Raw genomic sequence first — 24,945 nt, 5'->3', positions numbered from 1 at the left:
GTTCACCTTCAGGCCGGCCGCCGTTTACGCGGCCGTCGACGACTGGTCAGCTCATCGGTGGAGACTGGGGCTGTTACCGACACGAGGAGACCCCTTGCCGAGCGACACTGCGTCGACGCCGCGGACCGTTCTAACCCGCCCCCACCCGGCCGGTCTAGCCTCCCCTTCAGCATCAGCGGCGGCCGCCGACGCGGCGGCGTTGAGCCTGATGAGCTTCAACATCCGCTGTGACATTGCGGAGACCCTGCCCGGGCAGGCGGACTACTGGCCCGAGCGCGCCCCGGCACTCCAGGCCGTCCTAGCCGAGGAACTTCCCGACGTCCTGGGCATCCAGGAAGGCCTCGAACACCAACTGGCCGTCATCGGCGAGGCGCTCCCCCTGCACTACCGGATGATCGGCCACGGCCGCGAGGGCGGCAGCCGGGGCGAGCACTCCTGCATCTTCTACGACTCCCGCCGCCTGCGCCTGCGGATGTGGGACCAGTTCTGGCTCTCGGATACGCCCACCGTCGTCGGCTCGGCGACATGGGGCAACGACGTCACCCGGATCGCGACCTGGGGCCGGTTCGAAGACAATGGCACCGGAAGTGAGCTGATGGTGCTCAACACCCACTTCGACCACGAGTCCGAAAACGCCCAGCTGCGCAGTGCCGAGGCCATCATCGAGCACGCGGCGAGCTTCGAGCCGGGCCTGCCGACCGTCCTGATGGGTGACTTCAATGCCGACGCCGGAGCCTCCGGGGCGTACAAAACCCTGGTGGGCAGCGGCGCCTTCAGGGACTCCTGGACGGCGGCCAAACAGCGGCTGACCCCGGAATACGGGACGTTTCCCAACTACAAGGATCCGGTGATCGGCGAACGCCGCATCGACTGGATCGCCGTAACGCCGGACATTCAGGTAGCTGAGGCCGCTGTTAACACTTTCCGGCTGGCCGACCGTTACCCCAGCGACCACGCACCGATCCAGGCCACAGTCAGGATCCCATGACCGGCAGTCCTTGCCGGCTGGTCCTTGCCGGGACCCCGCGCTGACCGGCCGCGGCCGGTAAAATCACTGCCATGAAGCTTCTGCTGATCCGACACGGCCAGACCCCGGGCAATGTCCTCGGCCAACTGGACACCGCCCATCCGGGACCGGGCCTGACCGCGCTCGGCGAACGGCAGGCCGACGCCCTGAGCCGCTCGCTGGCGGACGAGCGAATCGAACTGCTTTACGCGTCCACGTTGGTCCGTACCCAGCTCACAGCCGCCCCGCTTGCCGGCAGCCGCGGGCTGGACATTGAAGTGCTGGCGGGGCTGCGGGAGATCGAAGCCGGGGCGCTTGAAAAGCTCACCGACCATGAATCCCACCTTCGTTACCTGGGCACGGTGTTCGCGTGGGCAGCGGGCGAACTGGACCGACGGATGCCTTCGGGCCCCAACGGGCACGAGTTCTTCGACCGCTACGACGACTCGATCGTCAGGATCGCCGCCGCCACCGGCCGGGATGACTCCACGGTTGCCGTGGTCAGCCACGGCGCTGCGATCCGGGTCTGGACCGGCCTGCGCGCCGCCAACGTCGACGCGGAGTTCGCGGCGCGGCATGTGCTCGCCAACACCGGCATCGTGGCCCTGGAAGGTGATCCCGACGCCGGCTGGCGCCTCCTCCACTGGGATGACAGCCCTCTTAGCGGTCTCGCCCTGGCCGACCCGACGGCCGAAGATCCCACCGGCCGTCCCGCCTGACCCGCCGTTTCGACGGTTCCGCGCCGGCAGGTCGGTTACGAACGTCGAGGGGGCGCGGAACCGTCGAAAGGGCTTCACGTCCGTGCCCAACTTCGGCCCCTACGCCGGAAGGGAGCACTCCTCCTGCTACGCGAACACGATCGACTCGCGCACTGCTGGGCACACGGCGATGGTGTGAACTCGCAATGAAAACCCGCTAGCCCCTGTCGCTAGCGACTGCAATGGGCTTTGCTGGAGGTACGGACCAACGCGTCGAGAGAAAGCCGCTACGCATGAGCCGGAACCACACCAACATCCCGGGCCGGAACGCCGCACGCCGGATTCCGGGCTTTCTCCTTGCCGCCGCCCTCATCGCCACCGCCGCGGCCTGCACGCCGGCCCCTCCCAGTCCCGCGGGCACCAGCGCGCCGGGGACCACGACGGCGGCCCCCGCGCCGCCGCCGTCGTCACCGCAACCGCCGTCGTCACCGCAACCGCCGTCGTCACGGCAACCGCCGTCGTCGTCCTCTGCCGGCAGCCCCCAGGCGGCCGGGAAACCCGGCCATATCTTCGTGATCAACCTCGAGAACAAGGACTATGACAAGGTCTGGGGCGCGGGCTCCGAGGCACCGTACCTCTCAAGGACCCTGCGCGGCCAGGGTGTGCTGCTCTCCGAGTTCTACGCCACCGACCACAACTCCAGCCCCAACTACCTGGCCCAGATCTCGGGGCAGGCCTCCAACGCGATGACCCGCGACGACTGCCGGATCTACGCTCCGTTCACCCAGACCGGAACCGCCGCCCTGGGCCAGGCCGAGGGCACCGGCTGCATCTATCCGGCCTCGGTTCCCACCGTCGCCGGCCAACTCACCTCCGCCGGCAAGACCTGGAAGGGTTATATGGAGGACCTGCGGGCCCCCTGCCAGCACCCCGAAACCGGTGCCAGGGACGATCACCAGAAGGCAACGGAGGGCGACCAGTACGCCACCCGGCACAACCCCTTCGTCTACTTTGCCGCGATCACCTCCTCGCCGGACTGCCAGCGCAACGTCGTGAACTTCACGGCTCTGGCCCGGGATTTGAAGTCCGTTGACACGACGCCCAACCTGTCCTACATCTCGCCCAATCTCTGCAATGACGGTCACGACAGCCCCTGCGTCGACGGCAGCCCGGGCGGCCTCGCCGCCAGCGACAGCTGGCTCCAAGAGCACGCGCCGGCCATCCTCGGGTCCCCGGCGTTCAGGAAGGACGGGATGCTGGTCATCACCTTCGACGAGGCCGACGGCCAGACGACCGGATCCGCCGGAATTCCCGGCGGCGCCGCCGGCGGCAGGGTCGGCGCCCTCGTGCTCTCGCCCTTTACCCGGGGCGGCACGGCGTCGGACACGCAGTACAACCACTTCAGCCTGCTGGCCAGCATCGAGGACACCTTCTCGCTGCCCCGGCTCGGCCTCGCCGGGGCCCCGGGGCAGCGGAGCTTCGGCAAGGATGTGTTCAACGCGGGGTGAAGATGCGCGGGGTCCTGCCCGGCCGGGGCTCAGCCGGCGGCGGGCCAACCGGTGTAGGCCTCCGCGAGGTAGGCGCGGCCGTGCCGGGACGAGACCACGGAGTTGAGCTCCCCCAGCTGGCGGGCGCGGGCGAAGTCGTCGGCGCCGGCCGAGGTGTGCAGCATGGATGTCATCCAGTAGGAGAAGTGCTGCGCCTTCCAGACCCGGTCCAGGGCGCGGTCGCTGTACAGGTCGAGGAGCTTTGCGGAGCGCGTTTTGTAGAAGCTGTCCAGGCCTTCGAAGAGGACCCGCACGTCGTGGATGGCAAGGTTCAGGCCCTTGGCTCCGGTAGGCGGGACGGTGTGCGCGGCGTCCCCGGCCAGGAACAGTTTGCCGTGCCGCATCGGGGCGTGCACGAAGCTGCGGAACTTCAGGACCGTCTTATCGATGACCGGGCCCTCCTTGAGCTCAAAGCCGTTGCCGTTTACGCGGCGGCGGAACGCCTCCCAGATCCGGTCGTCGCTCCAGTTCGCGACGTCCTCGCCGGGGTCGCACTGGAAGTACATCCGCTGCACGGTTGCGGTCCGCTGGCTGATCAGCGCGAAGCCGTTCTCCGAGTTGGCGTAGATCAGCTCATCTGAGCTGCGGGGCGCCTCGGCCAGGATGCCGAACCAGGCGAAGGGGTACTCGTGGAAGTACCACTTGCGGTCGGCCTCCGGAATCTGCAGGCGGGAGTGGCCGCGCGAGCCGTCCGCGCCGGCGATGAAGTCGGCCCGGAGTTCGAACTCGGCCCCGTCGGCGTCCGTGAACCACACCGTCGGCGAGTCTTCGATGCCGTGGATGCTGGTGTCCGTGACGCTGTACCGGATGTCGCCGCCGTCAGCTTCCCGGCGGGCGGCGAGGTCCATGAAGACGTCGGTCTGCGGATAGAGCCACACCGATTCGCCCACCAGGTCCTGGAAGTCGATGCGGTGGCTCTCGCCGTTGAACCGCAGCTCGATCCCGTCGTGGCGGTCGCCGTCGCGCAGCACGCGGTCGGAGACGTCGCTGTCCACGAGGAGGTCGACCGTGCCGTGTTCGAGGATGCCAGCCCGCACGGTTTCCGAGATTTCCTGCTGGCTGCGCAGCTCGATCACCGTGGATTCGATGCCCTCCTTGGCCAGCAGGTGGGAGAGCATGAGCCCGGCCGGGCCGCCGCCCACGATCGCCACCTGGGTGCTGATGACTTTTCGGGCTGCCATGGTGTCCTCGCTTCGTTGCGGGGCCCCGAACCGCGCACTGGTGCGCGTGTCAGGACCGGATGGGTCTTCCGGCTAACAGTGTGCGCGCGGAGCGGCCACCCGCGTTACACGTCTTCCATTGAACGGAACCCACTGGCCCCGCCTGTATCCCCGAGCCTGCGCCCGATGCCCCGTGCTGCGGTTTGCAGCGCCGGCACCAGTGCCTGCAGCCGCATTTCACGCAGCGGAACCACGACGCCGAGCGCTGCGACGGTCCGCTTTCGGGCGTCCCGGACCGGAACCGCGATACCCCAGGTATCCGGGTCCACGACCCCGGCCAGCTCGGCATAGCCCTGGCCGGCCGTCGCTGCCAGCAGCCCGCGGAGGTCCCCGGCGGACACCTGTCCGGCCGGATCGGCGAACTGGCGCAGGTACGCCGCCTGGACAGCGGCCGACTGGTGGGCCATCAAGGCGAGCCCGGCAGAGGACGAGTGCACGGGCATCCGGCCGGCGATTTTAGCCCGGTTCGCCACCGAGCCGCGGCGGGACAGCCGCTCCACGAACAATGCTTCCCAGCCGTCCAGCACGGCCAGGTTCACGTTCTGGTTAAGCACCTGTTGGATGTCCTCCATCAGCGGCATCGCGGCCTGCCGCAGGGCCAGCGTCGGAGAATTCCGGTTTACCAGTTCCCACAGCCGCATCCCCAGCCGGACCGAGCCGCCGCCGCCCAGCTCCACGAGTCCGTGCCCGGCCAGTTGCCGGACCAGCCTGTGGGCGGTGCTCAGCGGCAGGCCTGCACGGTCCGCTAGGTCGGAAAGCTGCAGGGCCGCGGAGCCCTCGGGGAAAGCCTCGATAAGGCGCACCACGCGGTCCACGACGGAGTCCCCCGACCCGGAGTTAGCCACACGTCCCGCTTGAGTGAACAGTTGTTTGCACGGAACAAGTCTTTCACCGACCCAAAGCAACTCGCACTTGGTGTGCCTTTGAGTCGTCAAAACGGCAACAAATGCGAGCTAGCGGGCCGCTGCGGCCGGACGGGCGTGCAGGCGGCGCCAGACGGTCGGGGCCAGCACGACGGCGACGCCGACGGCGGCGCCGATGACGGTTTCCAAAAACCGGTCCCGGAGCAGGGTTCCCGCCGGCACCGGAGCCGCCAGGAGCGTGGAGATCAGCGCCAGCGGGGTGACGAAGATCTGGGCCAGCACGTACTGGCGGGCGATGAACATTTCGGCGCCGAACTGGCAGGCGGCAATCACCAGCACGGTCTGCCAAGGGGCAGGCTGCAGCAACAGGATCGCCGCGAGCAGGCCTAGTCCCACCACGGTCCCGATGATGCGTTGCACTCCGCGGCTAATGCGGTGCCGGGTGCTGTGCCCCACGAGCGGCACAACGGCGGCCACCATGGCCCAGTAGTTGTGGCCGAAGCCGAGCCACTGTCCGGCCAGGGTGGCGAGGGTGCCGGCCAGACCCGCCGCCACGAGGTAGCCCACCGCTTCCAGCCGGGCGACCCGGCGTTCCACGGCGGTCAGCCGGACCCGCCGCGGCCAGGTCCATGGCTGGCGGCGGCTCCGGACCACCCGCGAGGACATGCCAATCACGAGCGAGAGCAGGACCGTCAGGACCGCTACCAGCATTCCCTGCCAAAGCGGCGGCTGGCTGGGGATGGAGGCGATGGCCGCGAAGGCGAAGATGTGAAACAGCGATCCCGCCGGGCGGAGCCGCCACCAGGCGACAATCAGCGAGCAGCCACCGGCCACCGCGGTGGTCGCGAGGACCAGCAGCCAGGTACGGTCCGACGGCGGGAGTGCGAGGGCCGTTCCGACACGGGCAGTCAGGGCGCTGAGCAGGATCACGGCTAGCATCAGCGTGCCGGCGCGCAGTTGCAGGACGAACCGCCGGCCGTGGGGTTCGTTCCGCCCGTATATACCGGCGAAGGCCCCGAACGACGCAAAGATGGCCAGATCCAGCCGGCCCAGCAGCACCAGCGCGATCAGCGGCACAAAGACGCCGCCGGCGCAGCGGACGGCGACCTGGTGGTCCTTGTTGGCTGGGGCGATGCTGAACATCTCAGCAAGCAAGTTCGCGGGCTTCACAGCTGGTATGGGACTTCCTTTGCAATCGGTTGGGAACGACGGCGGCGCTGGCATCCAGCTGAATCTTACGCCGGAACCGCGCCGTGACCGGAGAATATTCCGTTCAACGGACGTAGCGGGCCCGGCGGAACCAGTAGCCCCTAGCGCTGAACCTGTTTCGTCATCCTGATGGTCAGCGCCTGCTGCCCCACCGCCACGCTGAGGTGTTTGGCCTTGCCAAGGTGATCGCCGTCGAGCTGGAACTCCTGCTCGTGGTCGAGGCTGATTTCAGCGGACTTCCCGGCGAAGTATTCGACCGACTTGTTTGTCCCGTTCCTGCCCTTCTTCCGGCCGAACATGCCGGCGAGCACGCTGAACCAGCCAAGCTTGCCCACCGGGGCCAGGATGAGGACATCCAGAATGTTGTCATCGAGCTTGGCGTCCGGGAAGACTTCCACGCCTCCGGTGATCTGGCCGCAGTTGCCCACCATCACGCTACGGACCCGCCGCCGGACCGGGTCCTGCCCGTCGATGCTGATCTGCGCCTTCACCGGCTTGCCGGGCAGGTGCCGGATGCCGGCCTCCACGTAGGCTAGCCAGCCCACGCGGTCCTTGAGCTCGTCCACAGTATTCGCCATGATCGCCGCGTCGTAGCCGAGGCCGGCCATGACCAGGAAAAGGTGTTCCTCCTCGGCGTGGTCCAGGCTTGCCCTGACTACGTCCACCTTGATGTCCGCGCCGTTCAGGACGTCATAACTGGCGGCCACGGGGTCGGTGATGTCGATGCCGAGGTTACGTGCCAACAGGTTCCCGGTGCCCAACGGGACGAGGCCCATCGGCTTCCCGGTGCCCGCGAGGACCTCCGCCACGCAGCGGACGGTGCCGTCCCCGCCGGCGGCAATTACGACGTCGACGTCCGCCTCAAGCGCTTCGCCCGCCTGTCCCGGGCCGGGGTCCTCGGCGGTGGTCTCAAGCCAGAGCGGCTCAGCCCAGCCGCCTGTTTCGCAGAGCCGGAAAAACGCGGCCTTGAAATCCTGGCCGGAGGATTTCATCGGGTTGATGATCACGGCGGCGCGCTTGTGCTGGAGCGGATTGTCCTGCGCGGCATTGGTCTGTGGCATGGCGTCCTTCGTACACGTGGGTGGTTCCCGCTGGAAATCCTATCGGGGTGGGGGTGATAGTTCGCGCGGCGGGGCCCGATCATGGACGCGCCGTCCGGACGGTCACTACACTGGCCATGTTGAGGAACTGTTGCGTACCGGCCCGGCCGGAGGCCACTTCGGATCGACCGGGGCGGCCGCGTTCCAGGCGGGAAGGCAAAACCATATGACCGGACCAGAGGAAAACTACTCAGCCGACGCTGAAGCATCCAGCAGGGATCCGCACGACTGGGGCCGGGCCATGGCACTGGCCCTCACCCGGCTGGCGGAGCAACTCGCCCCGGAGGACAGCGAAAACAGGCACGCCAGCCTCGTGGACAGACCGCTCCAGCTGAGGATCATCGACGACGGCGGCGGGGTTACCATCACGATATCGACGCCGACGGACTCCGGTCACTGACGCCCGGACCTAGGTGAAGCTGCACTGAAATAGTGCCGCGGACATCCTCAATTTTCTGTCGTCCTATGCCAGACTGAGGGGGCTACCGGCACATAACTGGCCGGAACACTCATCTCATTTGGGGGAATGATGACAGAGCGCGCTGAATTCGACGCCACTAAAAATCCCGAGTCCTTCGGTATGGCCGAGCCGTATTACAGCCAGCGCTGGCCGGACGGGGTGCCCTGGCCGGATTCTTCAGAACACCGTCAGGCACTCCTGCCCGTACTGCCTCTGCCCAGGACCCGGATGGGCTCCCCCGAAAACACCATGCGGGGAACGCTTTTCGCCGTTGCCGTGATCCCGGTCGGCGTCGGGCTCTGGATGATCCTGTGGAAGTTGGGGTGGATGACTTCCATCGTGGCGTTCTTGACGGCCGCCGGTGCCGCGCGGCTGTATCTCGCCGGCAGCATGGCGAGCGGCAGCATGGCGAGCGGCAGCATGTCGCGGCGCGGGGCCCGCGTGGTGGTCGCGGTGACGGCGGCTACCGTGCTGCTGTCTTTTTTGGGCGGCATCTGGCTGCACCTGACCACTGACTTCACAGGAGCGCTCCTGATGGCGCTGCTGTTTGGCGCTCTGGGCTGCTTCGTCAGCCTGCGGCCGGCGGGCCGGGCCCGCCGCGGCTAGACCGCGCCCCTTAGAGCGCGGCCCGAGGGCGACGGCGTTCCCGGCCTGCCGTCGTCCATCGCTACACCGTCCGTTGGCCCCCGGCGGGCAGGAGGGCTGCGAAGAATGCGCCGAGTTCCGCCGTCGCCGTCAGGGGCAGCACGTTGGCCACGTACTGGTCCGGCCGGACCACCACGACGACGCCGCCGCGGTCCAGGCCACGCAGCTCGAAGACGTCCGCCTGCGGATCCGTGGCGTAGACCTTTTCGAGGTAGGTGAGCTGGAACGGCCCCACCTTCGGCTTGAAGGCCGCCGGCACCGCACCGATGTCGACGTTCGTGTGGTCCTGCTGGTAGATGACCTTGACGTCGAACCACGCGTCGCGGTCCGCGCCGTCGGGGGTGGCCGCGAGCGGGGAGTCCGGTGCGTTCTCCAGCCACGCGGCCAGATCAGTGGCCGGCGACGGGGCGCCTGGTGTTGCCCGGTCCGCGAAAACGTAGATCCGCCACCGTCCGTCTGCCTTGGCCTGATGACCGAGTTGCAGCGGGTTGGTGTCGCAGACCCGCACGACGGACGCGGACTTGAAGCGCTTGCCGATGGGGAATCCGGCGGCCAGCCCCTGGTGGACCGGCTCGCCGATGAGCATCGACGGGGCGTACTGGGTCATGAAGCCGGCAGGGAACTCGGCCGTGTTGACGTAGAAGTCCTCGAGTTCGGACGGGCTGGCGAACTCCTCGGGCTTCTTCGCCATGAGCGCCGACCATTCCTTGTCGAAGTCGATGAGGTTCTTCGCGACGACCTGGCGCTCGGCCGAGTAGGTGGACAGCAGGCTCTCGGGGCTGCGGCCCTCCAGCACGTGACCGAGCTTCCAGCCCAGGTTGAAGCCGTCCTGCATGGAGACGTTCATGCCCTGGCCCGCCTTCGCGCTGTGGGTGTGGCAGGCGTCGCCGGTGATGAACACCCGCGGCGTGCGGGTGCCCAGCTGGTCCGGGAGGACGTCGTCGAACCGGTCGGTGAGGCGGTGCCCGACCTCGTACACGCTGTGCCAGGCCACGTTGCGCACGTCGAGGGTGTAGGGGTGGATGATGTCGTTGGCCTTGGTGATGATCTGCTCGATGCTGGTGCTGCGCACCGCGCCGGCGTGGCCCTCCGGGACGACGCCGAGGTCGACGTACATGCGGAAGAGGTGGCCGCCTTCGCGCGGAATCAGCAGGATGCTGCCGCCCGTGCCCGAGGTGATCGCGCACTTGGTGCGGATGTCGGGGAAGTCCGTGTTGGCGAGCACGTCCATGACACCCCACGCGTGGTTGGCCTGGTCGCCGGCCAGAGTGCAACCGATCGACTCCCGGACCTTGCTCCGGGCGCCGTCGGCTCCCACCACGTACTTGGCCCGGACCAGGCGCTCCCGGCCCTCGTCGGGGCCGGACGTGTGCACGAGCGTCACGCTGACCGGGTACTCACCCTCGCCCACCTCCAGACCGCGGAACTCGTAGCCGTAGTCCGGCGACATGCGGGTGGGCGCGTTGGCCATGAACTCGCCGAAGTAGTCCAGTACGCGGGCCTGGTTGACGATCAGGTGCGGAAACTCGCTGATGCCCGTTGTGTCGTCCACGGCACGTGCGGCGCGGACAATGCGGGAGGGGTCGGCGGGGTCCGGCTTCCAGAACGCCATCTCGGTGATGCGGTACGCCTCAGCGGTGATCCGCTCGGCGAAACCGAAGGCCTGGAAGGTTTCCACGCTGCGGGCCTGGATACCGTCGGCCTGGCCGATGGCGAGCCGGCCGCCGCGGCGCTCTACGATCCGCGTCGTGACGCCGGGGAACTGGGACAGCTGCGCCGCTGTCAGGACTCCCGCGGGCCCGGTGCCCACAATGAGCACATCTACCTCGTCGGGAAGTTGGGTGGGCCGGTCAATGCCGACGCCGGCGGCCGGCTGGACTCGGGGGTCACCGGATACGTAACCGTGGTGGTGGAAATGCACGGGTTTTCCTCACTTCTTTGTGCGGCACAATGCCTGATGGGTGAATCCGGCAGTGGGACGTGACGTTCCGCTGCCGGGCACTTTTGCGGTGCTAGTTGACCTGGTCGGCCCAGGGATCGGCGATGCCGATGTACTGCGTGGTGGTGTATTCCGCGATGCCTTCGGAGCCGCCTTCGCGGCCGAGGCCGGAGTGCTTGACGCCGCCGAAGGGGGCGGCGGCGTTGGAGATGACACCGGCGTTGAAGCCGACCATGCCGAATTCGATTTGTTCGGCGACGCGCAGCAGCCGGTTGAAGTCGCGGCTGTAGACGTAGGAGGCCAGGCCGTATTCGCTGGCGTTGGCGAGCCGGATGGCGTCCGCTTCGGTGCCGAACGTCGTGACCGGCGCCACCGGGCCGAAGATCTCCTGGCGGAGGATCGTGGCGTCGTTGGGCACGTCGGCCAGCACGGTGGGCGGGTAGAAGTAGCCGGCGCCCTCGGCCGGCGCGCCGCCGGTGACGGCCGTAGCACCGGCGTCGACGGCGGCGATCACCAGCGCATGGACGTCGTCGCGGGCGCCGGCGTCGATGAGGGGCCCCACCTTCGCGGCCGGGTCGGTTCCCCGGCCCACGCTGAGGGCCGTCATGGCCGCGGCGAACTTGGCCGTGAACTCGGCGGCCACGGATTCCTGGACCAGGAAGCGGTTGGCGGCGGTGCAGGCCTCGCCCATGTTGCGCATTTTGGCGGCCATGGCACCTTCCACGGCCTTGTCCAGGTCCGCGTCCTCGAAGACGATGAACGGTGCATTGCCGCCCAGTTCCATCGAGGTGCGCAGGACGTTCTGGGCGGCGTCGGCCATGAGCCGCTTGCCCACGGCGGTGGAGCCGGTGAAGGAGACCTTCCGCAGCCGCGGATCGGCGAGCAGCGGGCCGGAGATGCCGGCCGCGCTGGAAGAGGCCACGACGTTGAGGACGCCCGCGGGAAGGCCGGCGTCGAGCATGGTCTGGGCGAAGAACTGGGCGGTCAGCGGCGTGAGCTTGGCCGGTTTGAGGACCATGGTGCAGCCCGCGGCGATGGCGGGGGCCACCTTGCGGGTGGCCATGGCGAGCGGGAAGTTCCAGGGCGTGATGAGCAGGCACGGGCCCACCGGCTTGTGCTGCACCAGGATCTTGTTCTTGCCCTCCGGAGTGCTGAGGTAGCGGCCGTAATCGCGCACCGTTTCTTCGGAGAACCAGCGCAGGAACTCGGCGCCGTAGGTGACTTCGCCGCGGGCTTCGGCCAGCGGCTTGCCCATCTCCAGCGTCATCAGCAGGGCGAAGTCTTCGGCGCGTTCGGTCACCAGGTCGAAGGCGCGGCGCAGGATTTCCGCGCGTTCGCGTGGTGCGGTCCGGGCCCAGGATGCCTGGGCCTTGTCCGCGGCGTCGAGGGCGGCCAGGGCATCGTCGCTGGTGGCGGAGGCGAGGGTGGCGAGCACCTCGCCGGTGGCCGGGTCGTGGACGTCGAACGTGCCGCCGTCGGACGCGTCACGCCACTGTCCGTTGATGAGCAGGCCGGCAGGGACCGACGCGATCAGTGCCGCCTCCCTGGCGGCGGAAATTTCAGGGGCCGTGGCGGCTGAAACAGTCATGGATAAGTCCTTAGAGGTTGCAGCGGAAGGGTCAGTAGCTGGCGGTGGCGCGGCCGTTGGCGACGGCGTTGTCTTGGGCGGCGTTGTTTTCGGCCACAGTGTTGTCGTTGCAGTACTCGGCGGCAAGCGCCTCGGAACTGCGGGCCAGGATGGCGACGTCGGCCCCCACCAGCACAAAGCCGGCGCCGGCCGCGAGATAGGCGCGGGCGGTGGATGGGTTAAAGGCGTTCACGCCGGCGGGCTTGCCGGCCGCCGTGGCGGCGGCCAGGCAATGTTCGACGGCGGCCCGCACCCGGGGGTGTTCCTGCTGGCCGAGCAGTCCCATCGAGGCGGCGAGGTCGGAGGGGCCCAGGAAGATGCTGTCCACGCCGTCCACCGCCAGAATGTCCTCCACGACCGCGACGGCGGCTTCGGATTCGATCTGGACGCTCACGCTAACCGTTTCCGAGGCCCTGGCCAGGTAGTCCGGGATGCGGTTCCACCGCGCCGCGCGGGCCAGGGCCGAGCCCACGCCGCGGACGCCCTGGGGCGGGTAGCGGGTGGCGGCCACGGCGGACTCGGCCTCGGCGGCCGAGTTCACCATGGGCACCAGCAGGTTCTGCACGCCCATGTCCAGGTACTGCTTGATCACGACCGTGTCGTTGACCGGCGGCCGGACCAGCACCTGGACCGGGTAGCCGTTGACCGCCTGAAGCTGGGCGAGGATAGATTCGAGTCCGTTGGGGCTGTGCTCGGCGTCCACCAGAAGCCAGTCCAGGCCCGAACCGGCGCACAGTTCGGCCACCAGAGCGCTGCCGGAACAGACCCACATCCCGGCCAGCGGACGGCTGGCGCCGGCCAGGGCCTCCCGGAAGGTGGAGTCGGGTTCTACTCGAAGCGGCATGTCACAACTCCTAGCGGTCCGTAATCGGCGTGGGCGGTGTCGCCCTTGGAGACCCACATGGGGCGGGTGAAGGAGCCGGCCAGGATGATGTCTCCGGCTTTCATGGCGTCTCCGTGGGCGGCGATTTTGTTGGCCAGCCAGTGGACGCCGGCGGCCGGGTGGTCCAGGACGCCGGCGGCCACGCCGGTTTCCTCCACGGTCTGGTTCTTGTAGAGGATGGCCGAGACCCAGCGCAGGTCGACGGCGTCAGGCTTCACCGGGCGTCCGCCCACCACCATGGCGCCCATCGCGGCGTTGTCCGCGATGGTGTCCACGATGGTCCGGCCCTCCATCTCGATCCGGGAGTCGAGGATCTCCAGGGCCGGAACCACGTAGTCGGTCGCGTTGAGCACGTCGAAGATGGTGCAGCCGGGCCCGGCAAGGTCCTTCTTCAGCACGAACGCCAGCTCCACCTCCACCCGCGGATGGGTGTACCGGTCCCATTGCACCGAGCAGCCCGTCTCCAGCACCATGTCATCAAAGATGGCGCCGTAGTCCGGTTCGGTGATGCCGGTGGCCGCCTGCATCGCCTTGGAGGTCAGGCCGATCTTGCGGCCCACCAGCTTCCGGCCTGCGGCCTCGTTGCGGCGGCGCCACAGCTGCTGGACCGCATAGGAGTCCTCCACCGTCATGCCCGGGTAGCGGGCGGTCAGGCGGGGCACCGGGGTCCGGCTGCGGCCGGCTTCCAGCAGTTCGTCCGCGATTTCCTCGATCGTTCTCGCGTCCAGCATGGCCTAGACCTGGGCGCCGAGCTTGAAGCCGCGTTCCTCGCCGGGCTCGCGGGTGTAGGCGAACCCGTCAGCTCCGATGGTGACGGCCATCTCGCTGTTGTCGGTGCGGAGAACCAGCGGCTGGGGATTCCCGTCGAGGTCCAGGACCAGGGAGGCCTCCGTGTACCAGGACGGGACCACCGGGTTGCCCCACCAGTCGCGGCGCTGGTTGTCATGCACGTCCCAGGTGATGGTGGGGTTGTCCGGGTCGCCGGTGTAGTAGTCCTGGGTGTAGATCTCGATCCGGTGGCCGTCCGGGTCCAGGATGTAGAGGTAGAAGGCGTTGGAGACGCCGTGGCGGCCTGGACCTCGTTCGATCCGGTCCGAGATCCGCAGCGCACCCATCTTGTCGCAGATCTGGATGATGTTGTGCTTTTCGTGCGTGGCGAAGGCAACATGGTGCATCCGGGGGCCGTCGCCGCCGGTCAGGGCGGTATCGTGCACGGTCTGCTTGCGGTGCATCCAGGCCGCGTAGGTAACGCCGTCGGAGTCCTTGATGTCCTCGGAGACCCGGAAGCCCAGGTCCTCGAGGTACTGGCGGCCGCGGGGAACGTCCGGGGTGACCTGGTTGAAGTGGTCGAGGCGGACGAGTTCGCCGGCGTTGTACAGGTCGTAGCGCTGGGTGAGGCGCTCCACGTGCTCGGTTTCGTAAAAGAATTCGTACGGGAAGCCCAGCGGGTCCTCGACCCGGACGGAGTCACCGATGCCCTTGGTAAAGCCTTCTTTGCGGCGTTCGGTGCGGCAACCCAGTTCCTTGTAGTACGCCTCGGCGGCGTCGACTTCGGCCGGGGACTTCACCCGGTAGGCGAAGGCGGCGACGGCGGCGACGGGGCCCTTGCGCAGGACCAGGTTGTGGTGGATGAACTCCTCGAGGGAGCGCAGGTAGATGTTGTTTTCGTCTTCCTCGGTGATGTGCAGGCCGAGGAGGTCAACGTAGAACTCGCGGGACTTGGCGAGGTCGGTGACGACAATCTCCATGTAGGCGCAGCGGACGATGTCGGGTGCGGGAACGGAGGGGGTGGGGACAAAGTTGGTCATGGTGCTCTCTCTTCTTTGAAAGGGGTCAGTGGAAAGTTCGACGGCGGCCGGCGGGCTGGGGACTCAGGCGCCGAATTTAGGGGTATGAACAGTGCCGAGGGTGATGTGCACGGCCTGCTGGTCGGTGTAGAAGTCGATGGAGCGGTAGCCGCCTTCGTGGCCCAGGCCGGAGGCTTTGACCCCGCCGAAGGGGGTGCGGAGATCACGGACGTTGTGGCTGTTGAGCCACACCATGCCGGCCTCGACGTTCTGCGAGAAGTTGTGCGCGCGGGTCAGGTTCTGCGTCCAGATGTAGGCGGCGAGCCCGTACCTGGTGTTGTTGGCCAGGGCGAGCGCCTCGTCGTCGTTGTCGAACGGGGTGATCGCGACGACGGGGCCGAAGATCTCCTCCTGGAAGATCCGTGCATCCGGGGCAACGTCGGCGAAGACCGTGGGGGCGATGTAGTTGCCCTCGGGAAGGTGGTCCGGGCGGCCGCCGCCCGCCAGCAGCCGGCCTTCGGACTTGCCGATCTCCACATAGGACGCCACTTTGTCGTAGTGCTCCGGGTGGACCAGAGCACCGACCTCGGTCTTGGGGTCGTGCGGGTCGCCGACGACGATGTTCTTGGCGCGGGCGGCGTACTTTTCGCAGAATTCCTCGTACACGGCGCGCTCCACCAGGATGCGGGAGCCGGCGGTGCAGCGTTCCCCGTTGAGCGAGAAGACGCCGAAGAGGGCGGAGTCGATCGCGGCGTCGAGGTCGGCATCGGCGAACACGACGCACGGTGACTTGCCACCGAGTTCCATGGACAGGCCCTTGAGGTTGGCCGCGGCGTTGCGGAAGATCGTCTGGCCGGTGGTGGTTTCGCCGGTGAAGGAAATCAGCGGAACGTCCGGGTGTTTGACGAGGGCGTCGCCGGCTTCCTCGCCGAGGCCGTTGACGAGGTTGAAGACGCCGTCAGGCAGCCCGGCGTCCTTGAAGATGGTGGCCCACAAGGAGGCGGAGAGGGGGGTGAATTCGGCCGGCTTAAGCACCACCGTGTTGCCGGTGGCCAGCGCGGGAGCGAGCTTCCAGGACTCAAGCATAAACGGCGTGTTCCACGGCGTGATGAGGCCGGCGACGCCGATCGGCTTGCGGTTCACGTAGTTGATCTGTGCGCCCGGGACCTTCATGGCGTCGTCGAACTGGGCCACGATCAGGTCCGCGAAGAAGCGGAAGTTTTCCGCGGCGCGGAGGGCCTGGCCCTTGGCCTGCGTGATCGGCAGGCCGGTGTCGAAGGTCTCGAGCTCGGCGAGACGCGCCTCCTGGGCTTCGACGGCGTCGGCGATCCGGTTCAGGACGCGGGCGCGCTCCCGGGGCTTCATCTTCGGCCAGGGACCGTTGACGAACGCTTCACGGGCGGCGGCGACGGCCAGCTCGATGTCTTCCTTCTGGCCCGCGGCGGCGGTGGCGTAGTTGGTGTTGGACACCGGGTCCAGGACGTCGAAGGTCTTCCCGCCCACGGAGTCAACGAATTCGCCGTTGATGTAGTGCTGGATGTGGGTGGGCAGGTCCTGCGGAACGTAGTGCGTCCGGGTGGATTCGGAGGTGAACGTCATTGTTATTTCCTTTGCTACTTATGCAACGCGGTAGGGGGAGCGGTCGGAGTCTGTGCCAGGTAGGCGTCCACCGTGGCGCTTCGGTGCAGCCGGGCGGCCTTTTCGATCGTGTCAGCTTCCGCCCCGGCCTCGATGAGCCGCAGCAGCGCCTCGTGCTCGTCGACCGATTCGCGGGCGCGTCCGGGGACGAAGCGGAACGTGGACGCGCGCAGGGACGCCAGCCGGTTCCAGCCCCCGTGGACGAGTTCGAGGATGTTCGGGTTGGGGCAGTGCTCGTACAGGACGCTGTGGAAGTCGTGGTTCAGCCGGGTGAAGCGGATCGGGTCGAAGTGCTCCAGGCATTCCCGCATCTGTTCGTTCACAGCCCTTGCCCGGGCCACATCCGCCGCCTCGATCAACGGTGCGGAGAGTGCCGTGGCGGCGCCTTCGACGATGCTGAGGGTCTGCATCGCGTAGAGGTATTGGAGCGGGTCGATACTGGCCACGGTGGCGCCCACGTTCCGCTCAAACTTCACCAGGCCCTCGGCTTCGAGCCGGCGGATGGCTTCGCGGACGGGGACGGCGCTGACGCCCAGTTCCTCGCCGATCTTGGAGAGTACCAGCCGGTACCCTGGGGAATAGTCGCCCTCGAGAATGTGGGCCTTGATGTCCGTGTAGGCCCGCTCGGACTTGCTGGCGGAGGCCACGGCGGTGTCACTCATCGGGCTGTCCGGTGTCCGCGGAGGCCGCCCAGTCCTGGTACTTGGCGCGCCACGCGGTGTTGAGCGGGTACAGGCCATCAACGCTGTGGCCCTGTTCCACCATTTTGGCGATGAACGATTCCTCGTGCTCCTGGGCGATGGAATCGTCGGCGAGCTCCTCGGCGAGGGCCGGCGGGATCACCAGGATGCCGTCGGCGTCGGCAACAATGATGTCCCCGGGCTGCACGGTGGTGCCGCCGCAGGCGATGGTGATGTCCGTGTCCCACGGGATGTGCCGGCGTCCCAGGACTGCGGGGTGCGGGTTGGAGTAGTAGGTGGGCATGTCCAGGGCTGCCACGGCCGAAAAGTCCCGGACGCCACCGTCGGTGACGATGGCCGCGGCGCCGCGGATCTGGGCGCGTAACGCCAGGATGTCGCCGATGGTGCCGGTGCCCTTTTCACCGCGGGCTTCCATCACGAGGATCTCGCCTTCGTTGACGGAGTCGATGGCCTGTTTCTGGGCGTTGAATCCGCCGCCGTGGGTCTTGAAGAGGTCCTCGCGGTTGGGCACGTAGCGCAGGGTCCGGGCCAGGCCCACGATGCGTTTGTCCGGCCGGGTGGAGGACAGGCCGTCGATGCTGACGTTGTTCAGGCCGCGCTTGCGCAGCTGCGAGGAGAGGGTGGCCGTGCACACGCTTTCCAGTTTGGCCTTCAGTTCCGGGGTCAGGGCCTGCCCGACGGCGGACTGCACCGCCGCGAGTCCGGCGGCTTCACGGGACCCGTAGGCTTCCTCCCGCTGCAGGTCATCGGTTTTGGGCTGCGCGCCGAAGTCCGCGAACGGCGTCGTGCCTTCCTGCACCCGGGTGACCAGCCGGCCCGTGGTGCGCTCCGCGTTGCCGCCGGCCGGCGTCGTGCTGACTTCAACCTCGACGACGTCGCCCGGCTTGGCGACGGAGGCGCCGGCCGGGGTGCCGGTCAGGATGATGTCGCCCGCTTCAAGGGTGAGCAGCTGGGACAGGTCCGCGACGAGGCGCGCGAAGGGAAAGAGCAGGTCCCCGGTGGTGTCGTCCTGGACGAGTTCGTTGTTGTGCCAGGTGCGGACGCGCAGCCCGGCGGGGTCGACGGCGTCGGCGTCGATGAGGCCCGGTCCAACCGGCGTGAAGCCATCGCCGCCCTTGGAGCGGAGGTTGGAGCCCTTGTCCGCGTAGCGGAGGTCGTAGACGCCGAGGTCGTTGCTGGCCGTCACCCACCGGACGTGGCTCCAGGCGTCTTCGACGGCCACACGGCGGGCGGGTTTGCCGATGATCAGGGCGATCTCACCCTCAAAACCGAGCAGTTCGCATCCGGCCGGGCGCTCCACCGCGGAAGGGGCGGCCGCCGAACCGACGACCAGGGACGACGACGGCTTCAGGAAGTAGGAGGGCTGTCCGGGGATCCGGCCGCGCTGGGCCGCCCGGCTGGGGTAGTTAATGTGCACCGCGATGACCTTGCGGGCCGCGGCCAGCGTGGCGTCATTGACCTGTTCCAAAGCTTCTCCTCAACCAGTACAAAATCGTATACGAAATTATGCATAGCTTCCGGGCATCCGTCAAGCCCCCTCCGCTCCCTCGGCGAGTGCCGCGCGGACGCGCCTTGACATGACTTGCATCACAGCTACACTGATAAATCATATACGGTTTCATGTATAACAACCACGGACCGCACTCCCAAATCCACCCTTCCCGGGCCACGCTGACGTGCCAGGGCAGAAGCGAAGGAAATGTATGAGCACTTTGTCGCATCCGCAGCGCAATACTGCGCAGGAGAACCGGCGGGTAGCGTTCGCTACCATCATCGGCACCACCATCGAGTGGTACGACTTCTTCATCTACGCCAACGCAGCGGGCCTGGTCTTCGCCAAGCTCTTCTTCGAACCGGCCGGGAACGACATCGGCATCCTGCTGTCCTTCGCCTCTATCGGCCTCAGCTTCCTGTTCCGGCCGCTGGGCGCCTTCCTCGCCGGACACTTCGGTGACCGGTTGGGACGCCGCGCCATGCTGGTGCTGACCCTGGTCCTCATGGGGTCCGCGACCACCCTGATCGGCGTGCTGCCCACCTACGAGACGGCCGGCGTGATCGCCCCCATCCTGTTGCTGACGCTCCGCATCCTGCAGGGCGTTTCCGCCGGCGGTGAATGGGGCGGTGCCGTGCTGATGGCGGTCGAGCACGCTCCCCGCGGCAGGCGCGGCCTCTTCGGCTCCTTCCCGCAGCTCGGTGTCCCCCTAGGCATGATCCTCGCCTCCGGGATCCTGGCCCTGATGTCCGGCGTGATCTCCCCCGGCGCGGCCTTTGCCGAATGGGGCTGGCGCGTCCCCTTCCTGCTCAGCTTCGTTCTGATCATCGTCGGATTCATCGTCCGCCGCAGCGTGGAAGAGAGCCCGGTCTTCGAAGAAATCGTGCAGAAGAAGCAGCAGACCCGCGTCCCGATCGTGGAACTTTTCAAAAAGCACTGGCTGCTGGTCATCATCGCCGCCCTGGTCTTCGCGGGCAACAACGCTGCCGGCTACATGACCACCGGCGGCTACGTCCTCAACTACTCCACGAATCCCAAGGGCCTGGCCATGGACCGCACGGAAGTGCTCCTGGCCGTGACAGTCTCCGCCTTCTCCTGGCTCATCTTTACCCTGGTTGCCGGGTTCCTCGCGGACAGCATCGGCCGTAAGAAGACCTACCTCATCGGCTACGCCAGCCTGATCGCGGCGGTCTTCCCGCTGTTCTGGCTGGTGAACACCGGCAACATCTGGGCCTTGCTCCTTGGCCTCGTCTTGCTGACCGTCGGGCTTGGCCTGACCTACGGACCGCAGGCCGCCCTCTACAGCGAACTGTTCCCGGCCTCCATCCGGTTCTCCGGCGTGGCCATCTCCTACGCTCTGGGTTCCATCCTCGGCGGAGCCTTCGCCCCGACCATCGCCACCGCCCTGGTCCAGGCCACCGGCACCACCACGTCCGTCTCCATCTACCTGTTGATCGTTGCGTTGGTTTCCACCGGCGCCGTGCTGGTGATCCGGGAACGCAAAGGGATTGACCTGGGCATCAACAACCAGGCAGAGCAGGAAGTTGGAGCCACCGTCTTCGACAAGCGCACTGCGGCCGTCCGCGGCCAGGACAGCGCCCGGGTCTGATACGCCGCATCCAACGACGCGCGGGAGGGTAGGGTAGCTCCCCTACCCTCCGCCGCGGCGCCGCCGCAGGTTAGAAAGACGCAAGTTAGCGGTCCAGGGACGCTGCCGCGCCGTGGGGATTGAAAATTTGTGGTCGGCCACAGCTCCCGCGTTCTTGTGCAGTGGTGGTGGCCGGTGAAGGATTGTGATGTTCGCTGCGGTCGACGCCGATGCCTCCTTGGTGCCGTGTTTTGAGCCTGTGAGTTAGCGTGGTGTGGAGGGCTTCCACGGGAACCGTGGATTGTTGCCTGAGAGCACGGGTGCTAGATTCCTGATTTTCTCCCTGCCCTTCCCGCAGCGAACGTTCATATCGGTTCAATGACGTTGGGAGGTCGGATCAAATGGATATCGTCCATGAGCGATCTGTGGGGATAGATATCTCGAAGCGCGACGCGAAGGTGTGTGTTCGGTCTCCCGGCAATGCGCGGGGCGAATACGTCTCCACGGTCACCACCTGGGGTGCGACCACAAACCAAATCCTGGACCTAAAGCTCTTTCTTGAAGAGCAGCACGTCAGCACCGTGGTGATGGAAGCCACGAGCGACTATTGGAAGCCGTTTTACTACGTGTTGGAAGCGACGTTGCCGGTGATGCTGGTCAACGCCAGGCATGCCAAGAACCTTCCTGGGCGTAAAACCGACGTTTCAGACGCAGCATGGCTGGCCCAGCTTGCAGCGCATGGCCTTTTGCGCCCTTCGTTCGTTCCGCCCGAACCCATTCGCGAACTGCGAGACTTGACCCGCTCCCGCGCGATCGCCGTCGGCGACCGGACTAGGGAAATCCAGCGACTCGAGAAGTTCCTTGAGAGCTCCGGCCTCAAGCTTTCGGCCATCGTCAGTGATCTCACGGGGGCCTCTTCCAGGGCGATGCTCGAAGCCCTCATTTTAGGAGAGCGCGATCCCCAAGTTTTGGCGCAATTCGCCCAGCGCCGGATGAGACCAAAGATCCCGCAGCTCGTTGAGGCCCTCACCGGACGGTTCAGCGACCATCACGCGTTCATTGTCCGCCTGCATCTGGACCAAATCGACCAACACACCAAGGCCATTGATGCGCTCACTGAGCGCATTGGCACGGTGATGGCACCCTTTCGTCCAGCCCGTGAAGCGTTGACCTCAATCCCGGGAGTCTCAGTTCTGGTCGCTGATGTGATCATTGCCGAAACCGGCGCGGACATGAGAGTCTTTCCCACGGCTGCACATCTGGCATCCTGGGCCGGCGTTTGCCCCGGTTCCAACGAGTCCGCCGGGCGGGTCAAATCCACCAAAACCATGCCCGGTAACAAGCACTTGAAGGCAGCCCTAGGTATCGCTGCCATGTCAGCGGCCCGCAGCAAAGATACTTACCTCAGCGTCAAATACAAACGAATCGCTGCCCGTCGTGGCCCGATCAAGGCTGTTGTCGCGATCGAGCACGTCATCCTGACTGCCACTTGGCACATGCTCGTCAACGGCGAGGTTTACCAAGACCCGGGCGCCGACTATTACCTCAAACGGGACCCGCAACAAGCCAAAGCCAAGGCCCTCCGACAGCTCAAATCCCTCGGATTTGACGTCACTCTCACTCCAGCAGCAGCCTGACCCACCATTTATTTTCGTACTAGAGGAACACGACATGAACGTTGCAGCCTTGCTGTTACAGGCGCTCCCGGGCAGCGTGGTCACCGACGTCGCCGAGCTCGGGCAATACCGGAGCGACCGCTCCGGCCACCAGTCCGCCGGAACGCCGATTGCCGCGGTCCATGCGCAAAGCATCGAAGACGTTCAGGCCGTCTGCCGGATCGCTTATGAAACCGGGACGCCCGTCGTGACGCGGGGGGCCGGGTCCGGCCTCGCGGGCGGCGGCATCGCCGGCAGCGGCGAAATTGTCCTATGCATGGGTTCCATGCGGGAAATCCTGGAAATCTCCCCGGCCAACAGGCTTGCGGTGGTGCAGCCGGGGATACTGAATGGTGCACTGAATGCTGAACTGGCCCGGCAAGGGCTGTGGTGGCCGCCGGACCCCGCCAGCAAGGACATTTCGACCGTGGGCGGCAACATCGCCATGAACGCCGGGGGCCTGCTGTGCGCAAAGTACGGCGTGACCCGCGAAGCCGTCCTTGCGCTCAAGGTGGTGCTGGCCGACGGGCGCCTGATCTCCGTCGGACACCGGACGGTGAAGGGCGTCACGGGATATGACATCTGCGCCCTGATGATCGGTTCCGAGGGCACCCTCGGCATTATCGTCGAGTGCACGCTGAAGCTGCAGCCGGCAGTAACCGGCCCGCAGGCAACCATCGGAGCCTTCTTCCCGGGGGTTGAGCAGGCCGCGGACGCCGCAGCAAGGATTACCGCAGCCGGGCTCGTGCCGGCCATCATGGAACTACTGGACCGCCGCACCCTCGAATGTGTCGGCACCTACACCGGTCAGGACCTGCTCGTGCAGGGAAACTCGTACTTCCTCGTCCAATGCGACGGACCGGCCGCCCTGGCGGACGCGGGCGCCGTCGTCGACATCATCACGGCGGCCGGCGGAACGGCCCGGACCACAACGGATCCGGAGGAGTCAGCCCGCCTGGTAGACATCCGGCGCCAGGCGTTTCCGGCGCTGGAATCCCTGGGGACGATGCTGGTGGAAGACGTGGCAGTGCCGCGTGACCGCGTCAGCGACGTCTTTCGCAAGGTTGTGGAACTGGAAGACCGGTACGGCATCATGATCCCCACCGCGTGCCACGCCGGCGACGGGAACCTGCACCCGACATTCGTGTATCAGGGCGGGACGGTGCCGGACGACATCTGGAAGGCTGCCGGCGAGCTCTTCGCCTACGCCCTTGAACTCGGCGGAACCCTCTCCGGGGAACACGGCATCGGCCTGCTGAAACGGCAATGGCTCGGTGACGAACTCGGTGCCGATCAGCTTGACCTCCAGCGGCAAATCAAAACCGTCTTTGATCCGAGGGACATCCTCAACCCCGGAAAAGTCTTCCCCGCGACCGGCTGAAGGCCGCCGCGGGGAAGCGCTAACGTCCGGCGGAGAGATCAGCGGAAATGAGCTCCGCGGCGGCGACGGCGGCTAGGCGCACCGTGGCCAGGTACGCCGCAGGATCCGGCTGCGCGGCGACGGCCTGGGCCTGCAGCGACACGTTGATAGCGGCCACCACCTTGTCCGGACCGTCGTGGATCGGTGCCGCCACGGACATCAACCCGAGCTCCAGTTCCTGGTCCAGCAGGCACCAGCCCTGGGCCCGGACGGCGTCCAACTCCGCCACCAGCTCCGCCCGGCTCCCGATGGCTCGGGGGGTGAGGGGCCGGACCTCGGCTGCGGCCAGGTATTGCTCCAGTTCCGCGGGCGCCAACGCAGCCAGCAGGACCCTGCCCATGGAGGTGGCGTACGCCGGGAACCGGGTGCCCACGGTGATCCCCACGGTCATGATCCGGCGCGTCGCCACCCGGGCAATGTACGCAATGTCCGTCCCGTCGAGCACGGCGGCCGACGTCGACTCCCCGAGCTTGAGCGACAGCTCCTCCAGGTGCGGCTGGGCGATTTGCGGCAACGACAGTCCGGACAGGTAGGCGTAACCGAGCTGCAGCACCTTGGCGGTCAGCGCGAAGGCCTTGCCGTCGGTGCGGACGTAGCCGAGCTCGACGAGGGTGTGCAGGAACCGGCGAGCGGTGGCGCGGGTGAGGTCGGTCCGGGACGCCACCTCGGTCAGTGTCATCAGCGGGTGTTCCGAGTCGAATGACCGGATCACCGCCAGTCCCCTGGCCAGCGACTGCACGTACTGGTCGCTGGCCGCGGGCGCCCCGTCGGCCCGGATGGTTCTTGCCGCCTCGCTCACGTCACGCGGCCTTGAGCGGCACCGGCACCAGGGCCTGCAGCTCGTCGAGGGTGCAGCCGAACGTTTCCCGGACCTGGACGCCGTCGGGGCCGGTCAGGAAGACGGCCTTGTCCGTGTAAACCCGCGTGACGCAGCCGATGCCGGTGAGGGGATAGCTGCAGGTTTCCACGAGCTTGGACACTCCATCGCGGCTCAGCAGGGTCATCATCACGAAGACGTCCTTGGCACCGGTCGCCAAGTCCATGGCCCCGCCGACGGCGGGAATCGCGTCCGGGACGCCGGTGTGCCAGTTGGCCAGGTCACCGGTCGCGGAGACCTGGAAGGCGCCCAGCACGCAGATGTCCAGGTGCCCGCCGCGCATGATCGCGAAGGAATCGGCGTGGTGGAAGTAGGACGCGCCGGGCAGTTCGGTCACCGGGATCTTGCCCGCGTTGATGAGGTCGCCGTCGATCTGGTCCCCGGTGGCCTCCGGGCCCATGCCCAGCATGCCGTTCTCGGTGTGCAGGGTGATGTTCTGCTCCGGCGCGAGGTAGTTGGAGACCAGGGTGGGCTGGCCGATCCCGAGGTTGACGAAGGCGCCGGGCTTGATGTCCCGGGCCACCAGGCGGGCCAGGTCGTCACGGCCCAGCGGCGTCTCGGAAGTCTGGATACTCGTCTCGCGGCTCATT

The 24,945-nt window shown here is 67.1% G+C and carries 22 protein-coding genes; 8 read left to right on the top strand and 14 right to left on the bottom strand.

Features of this window, described 5'->3' with window-relative positions:
* The first annotated feature begins 94 nt into the window (after positions 1 to 94).
* The 3 genes from ABIB14_RS08180 (at position 95) to ABIB14_RS08170 (ending at position 3,212) form a co-directional block, all read left to right on the top strand.
* A complete protein-coding gene (locus ABIB14_RS08180; RefSeq protein ID WP_354235379.1) occupies positions 95 to 988 on the top strand; it encodes an endonuclease/exonuclease/phosphatase family protein in 894 nt (297 codons plus the stop codon).
* A 71-nt stretch (positions 989 to 1,059) separates the two neighbouring features.
* Complete coding sequence (locus tag ABIB14_RS08175; RefSeq protein ID WP_354235378.1) at positions 1,060 to 1,725, top strand: histidine phosphatase family protein; 666 nt, start codon at positions 1,060 to 1,062, stop codon at positions 1,723 to 1,725.
* 272 nt (positions 1,726 to 1,997) lie between these two features.
* On the top strand, positions 1,998 to 3,212 hold the full coding sequence (locus ABIB14_RS08170; RefSeq protein WP_354235377.1) for an alkaline phosphatase family protein: 1,215 nt from the start codon (positions 1,998 to 2,000) through the stop codon (positions 3,210 to 3,212).
* Between the two features lie 29 nt (positions 3,213 to 3,241).
* Here ABIB14_RS08170 and ABIB14_RS08165 read toward each other — a convergent pair whose 3' ends face one another.
* The 4 genes from ABIB14_RS08165 to ABIB14_RS08150 all read right to left on the bottom strand — a co-directional run bounded on the left by ABIB14_RS08165 (position 3,242) and on the right by ABIB14_RS08150 (position 7,604).
* Positions 3,242 to 4,432: a 4-hydroxybenzoate 3-monooxygenase gene (locus ABIB14_RS08165; protein ID WP_354235376.1), complete on the bottom strand. Its 1,191-nt coding sequence runs from the start codon at positions 4,430 to 4,432 to the stop codon at positions 3,242 to 3,244.
* Between the two features lie 104 nt (positions 4,433 to 4,536).
* Positions 4,537 to 5,316: an IclR family transcriptional regulator gene (locus ABIB14_RS08160; protein WP_354235375.1), complete on the bottom strand. Its 780-nt coding sequence runs from the start codon at positions 5,314 to 5,316 to the stop codon at positions 4,537 to 4,539.
* Positions 5,317 to 5,424: 108 nt separating this feature from the next.
* The gene (locus tag ABIB14_RS08155; RefSeq protein ID WP_354235405.1) at positions 5,425 to 6,477 is read right to left on the bottom strand and encodes an FUSC family protein; all 1,053 of its coding nucleotides are present in this window, start codon (positions 6,475 to 6,477) and stop codon (positions 5,425 to 5,427) included.
* Between the two features lie 167 nt (positions 6,478 to 6,644).
* A complete protein-coding gene (locus ABIB14_RS08150; protein ID WP_354235374.1) occupies positions 6,645 to 7,604 on the bottom strand; it encodes a diacylglycerol/lipid kinase family protein in 960 nt (319 codons plus the stop codon).
* 205 nt (positions 7,605 to 7,809) lie between these two features.
* Between ABIB14_RS08150 and ABIB14_RS08145 the strand changes: the two genes are divergently transcribed.
* Together ABIB14_RS08145 and ABIB14_RS08140 are read left to right on the top strand one after the other, a co-directional pair.
* The gene (locus ABIB14_RS08145) at positions 7,810 to 8,043 is read left to right on the top strand and encodes a hypothetical protein (protein ID WP_354235373.1); all 234 of its coding nucleotides are present in this window, start codon (positions 7,810 to 7,812) and stop codon (positions 8,041 to 8,043) included.
* A 126-nt stretch (positions 8,044 to 8,169) separates the two neighbouring features.
* Positions 8,170 to 8,709: a hypothetical protein gene (locus ABIB14_RS08140; protein ID WP_354235372.1), complete on the top strand. Its 540-nt coding sequence runs from the start codon at positions 8,170 to 8,172 to the stop codon at positions 8,707 to 8,709.
* A 61-nt stretch (positions 8,710 to 8,770) separates the two neighbouring features.
* Here ABIB14_RS08140 and ABIB14_RS08135 read toward each other — a convergent pair whose 3' ends face one another.
* The 8 genes from ABIB14_RS08135 to ABIB14_RS08100 all read right to left on the bottom strand — a co-directional run bounded on the left by ABIB14_RS08135 (position 8,771) and on the right by ABIB14_RS08100 (position 18,791).
* The gene (locus ABIB14_RS08135; protein WP_354235371.1) at positions 8,771 to 10,669 is read right to left on the bottom strand and encodes an FAD-binding monooxygenase; all 1,899 of its coding nucleotides are present in this window, start codon (positions 10,667 to 10,669) and stop codon (positions 8,771 to 8,773) included.
* A 91-nt stretch (positions 10,670 to 10,760) separates the two neighbouring features.
* Positions 10,761 to 12,275 (bottom strand): NAD-dependent succinate-semialdehyde dehydrogenase, encoded by a 1,515-nt coding sequence (locus tag ABIB14_RS08130; RefSeq protein ID WP_354235370.1) that lies wholly within the window; start codon positions 12,273 to 12,275, stop codon positions 10,761 to 10,763.
* A 31-nt stretch (positions 12,276 to 12,306) separates the two neighbouring features.
* Positions 12,307 to 13,158 (bottom strand): HpcH/HpaI aldolase family protein, encoded by an 852-nt coding sequence (locus ABIB14_RS08125; protein ID WP_354235369.1) that lies wholly within the window; start codon positions 13,156 to 13,158, stop codon positions 12,307 to 12,309.
* Entirely contained in the window at positions 13,143 to 13,928 is a 786-nt protein-coding gene (gene hpaH, locus ABIB14_RS08120; RefSeq protein ID WP_354235368.1) for a 2-oxo-hept-4-ene-1,7-dioate hydratase, read from the bottom strand. Before hpaH ends, ABIB14_RS08125 begins: the two co-directional genes overlap by 16 nt.
* Before the next feature lie 3 nt (positions 13,929 to 13,931).
* A complete protein-coding gene (gene hpaD / locus ABIB14_RS08115; RefSeq protein ID WP_354235367.1) occupies positions 13,932 to 15,005 on the bottom strand; it encodes a 3,4-dihydroxyphenylacetate 2,3-dioxygenase in 1,074 nt (357 codons plus the stop codon).
* A 63-nt stretch (positions 15,006 to 15,068) separates the two neighbouring features.
* Positions 15,069 to 16,583, bottom strand: a complete 1,515-nt coding sequence (gene hpaE / locus ABIB14_RS08110; protein ID WP_354235366.1) for a 5-carboxymethyl-2-hydroxymuconate semialdehyde dehydrogenase — start codon at positions 16,581 to 16,583, stop codon at positions 15,069 to 15,071.
* A 14-nt stretch (positions 16,584 to 16,597) separates the two neighbouring features.
* Positions 16,598 to 17,284, bottom strand: a complete 687-nt coding sequence (locus ABIB14_RS08105; protein ID WP_354235365.1) for a GntR family transcriptional regulator — start codon at positions 17,282 to 17,284, stop codon at positions 16,598 to 16,600.
* Positions 17,277 to 18,791 (bottom strand): fumarylacetoacetate hydrolase family protein, encoded by a 1,515-nt coding sequence (locus tag ABIB14_RS08100; RefSeq protein ID WP_354235364.1) that lies wholly within the window; start codon positions 18,789 to 18,791, stop codon positions 17,277 to 17,279. The genes ABIB14_RS08105 and ABIB14_RS08100 overlap by 8 nt, the downstream gene beginning before the upstream one ends.
* Before the next feature lie 235 nt (positions 18,792 to 19,026).
* Between ABIB14_RS08100 and ABIB14_RS08095 the strand changes: the two genes are divergently transcribed.
* The 3 genes from ABIB14_RS08095 (at position 19,027) to ABIB14_RS08085 (ending at position 23,439) form a co-directional block, all read left to right on the top strand.
* On the top strand, positions 19,027 to 20,424 hold the full coding sequence (locus ABIB14_RS08095) for an MFS transporter (RefSeq protein WP_354235363.1): 1,398 nt from the start codon (positions 19,027 to 19,029) through the stop codon (positions 20,422 to 20,424).
* 380 nt (positions 20,425 to 20,804) lie between these two features.
* Complete coding sequence (locus ABIB14_RS08090) at positions 20,805 to 22,040, top strand: IS110 family RNA-guided transposase (protein ID WP_354235362.1); 1,236 nt, start codon at positions 20,805 to 20,807, stop codon at positions 22,038 to 22,040.
* A 34-nt stretch (positions 22,041 to 22,074) separates the two neighbouring features.
* Positions 22,075 to 23,439, top strand: coding sequence for an FAD-binding oxidoreductase (locus ABIB14_RS08085; RefSeq protein ID WP_354235361.1), 1,365 nt, complete (start codon positions 22,075 to 22,077; stop codon positions 23,437 to 23,439).
* A 19-nt stretch (positions 23,440 to 23,458) separates the two neighbouring features.
* On the opposite strand, the gene ABIB14_RS08080 is transcribed toward ABIB14_RS08085, so the two are convergent.
* Positions 23,459 to 24,277: an IclR family transcriptional regulator domain-containing protein gene (locus ABIB14_RS08080; RefSeq protein ID WP_354235360.1), complete on the bottom strand. Its 819-nt coding sequence runs from the start codon at positions 24,275 to 24,277 to the stop codon at positions 23,459 to 23,461.
* Between the two features lies 1 nt (position 24,278).
* A complete protein-coding gene (locus ABIB14_RS08075) occupies positions 24,279 to 24,944 on the bottom strand; it encodes a 3-oxoacid CoA-transferase subunit B (protein ID WP_354235359.1) in 666 nt (221 codons plus the stop codon).
* Position 24,945: the final 1 nt, after the last annotated feature.

Origin of the sequence: Arthrobacter sp. UYEF3, assembly GCF_040546245.1 — a bacterium.
Lineage (GTDB): Bacteria > Actinomycetota > Actinomycetes > Actinomycetales > Micrococcaceae > Arthrobacter.
The sequence above is the reverse complement of the archived record's forward strand: the minus strand, read 5'-3'. Positions and strand labels throughout refer to the sequence as shown.

Bases quoted from the DNA above. Each gene is read 5' to 3' on its own strand.
- ABIB14_RS08155 (WP_354235405.1), bottom strand. From the start codon at position 6,477: ATGTTCAGCATCGCCCCAGCCAACAAGGACCACCAGGTCGCCGTCCGC.
- ABIB14_RS08075 (WP_354235359.1), bottom strand. From the start codon at position 24,944: ATGAGCCGCGAGACGAGTATCCAGACTTCCGAGACGCCGCTGGGCCGT.
- ABIB14_RS08125 (WP_354235369.1), bottom strand. From the start codon at position 13,158: ATGCCGCTTCGAGTAGAACCCGACTCCACCTTCCGGGAGGCCCTGGCC.
- ABIB14_RS08145 (WP_354235373.1), top strand. From the start codon at position 7,810: ATGACCGGACCAGAGGAAAACTACTCAGCCGACGCTGAAGCATCCAGC.
- ABIB14_RS08085 (WP_354235361.1), top strand. From the start codon at position 22,075: ATGAACGTTGCAGCCTTGCTGTTACAGGCGCTCCCGGGCAGCGTGGTC.
- ABIB14_RS08095 (WP_354235363.1), top strand. From the start codon at position 19,027: ATGAGCACTTTGTCGCATCCGCAGCGCAATACTGCGCAGGAGAACCGG.
- hpaH (WP_354235368.1), bottom strand. From the start codon at position 13,928: ATGCTGGACGCGAGAACGATCGAGGAAATCGCGGACGAACTGCTGGAA.
- ABIB14_RS08150 (WP_354235374.1), bottom strand. From the start codon at position 7,604: ATGCCACAGACCAATGCCGCGCAGGACAATCCGCTCCAGCACAAGCGC.
- ABIB14_RS08090 (WP_354235362.1), top strand. From the start codon at position 20,805: ATGGATATCGTCCATGAGCGATCTGTGGGGATAGATATCTCGAAGCGC.
- ABIB14_RS08165 (WP_354235376.1), bottom strand. From the start codon at position 4,432: ATGGCAGCCCGAAAAGTCATCAGCACCCAGGTGGCGATCGTGGGCGGC.
- ABIB14_RS08170 (WP_354235377.1), top strand. From the start codon at position 1,998: ATGAGCCGGAACCACACCAACATCCCGGGCCGGAACGCCGCACGCCGG.
- ABIB14_RS08175 (WP_354235378.1), top strand. From the start codon at position 1,060: ATGAAGCTTCTGCTGATCCGACACGGCCAGACCCCGGGCAATGTCCTC.
- ABIB14_RS08130 (WP_354235370.1), bottom strand. From the start codon at position 12,275: ATGACTGTTTCAGCCGCCACGGCCCCTGAAATTTCCGCCGCCAGGGAG.
- hpaD (WP_354235367.1), bottom strand. From the start codon at position 15,005: ATGACCAACTTTGTCCCCACCCCCTCCGTTCCCGCACCCGACATCGTC.
- ABIB14_RS08140 (WP_354235372.1), top strand. From the start codon at position 8,170: ATGATGACAGAGCGCGCTGAATTCGACGCCACTAAAAATCCCGAGTCC.
- hpaE (WP_354235366.1), bottom strand. From the start codon at position 16,583: ATGACGTTCACCTCCGAATCCACCCGGACGCACTACGTTCCGCAGGAC.
- ABIB14_RS08105 (WP_354235365.1), bottom strand. From the start codon at position 17,284: ATGAGTGACACCGCCGTGGCCTCCGCCAGCAAGTCCGAGCGGGCCTAC.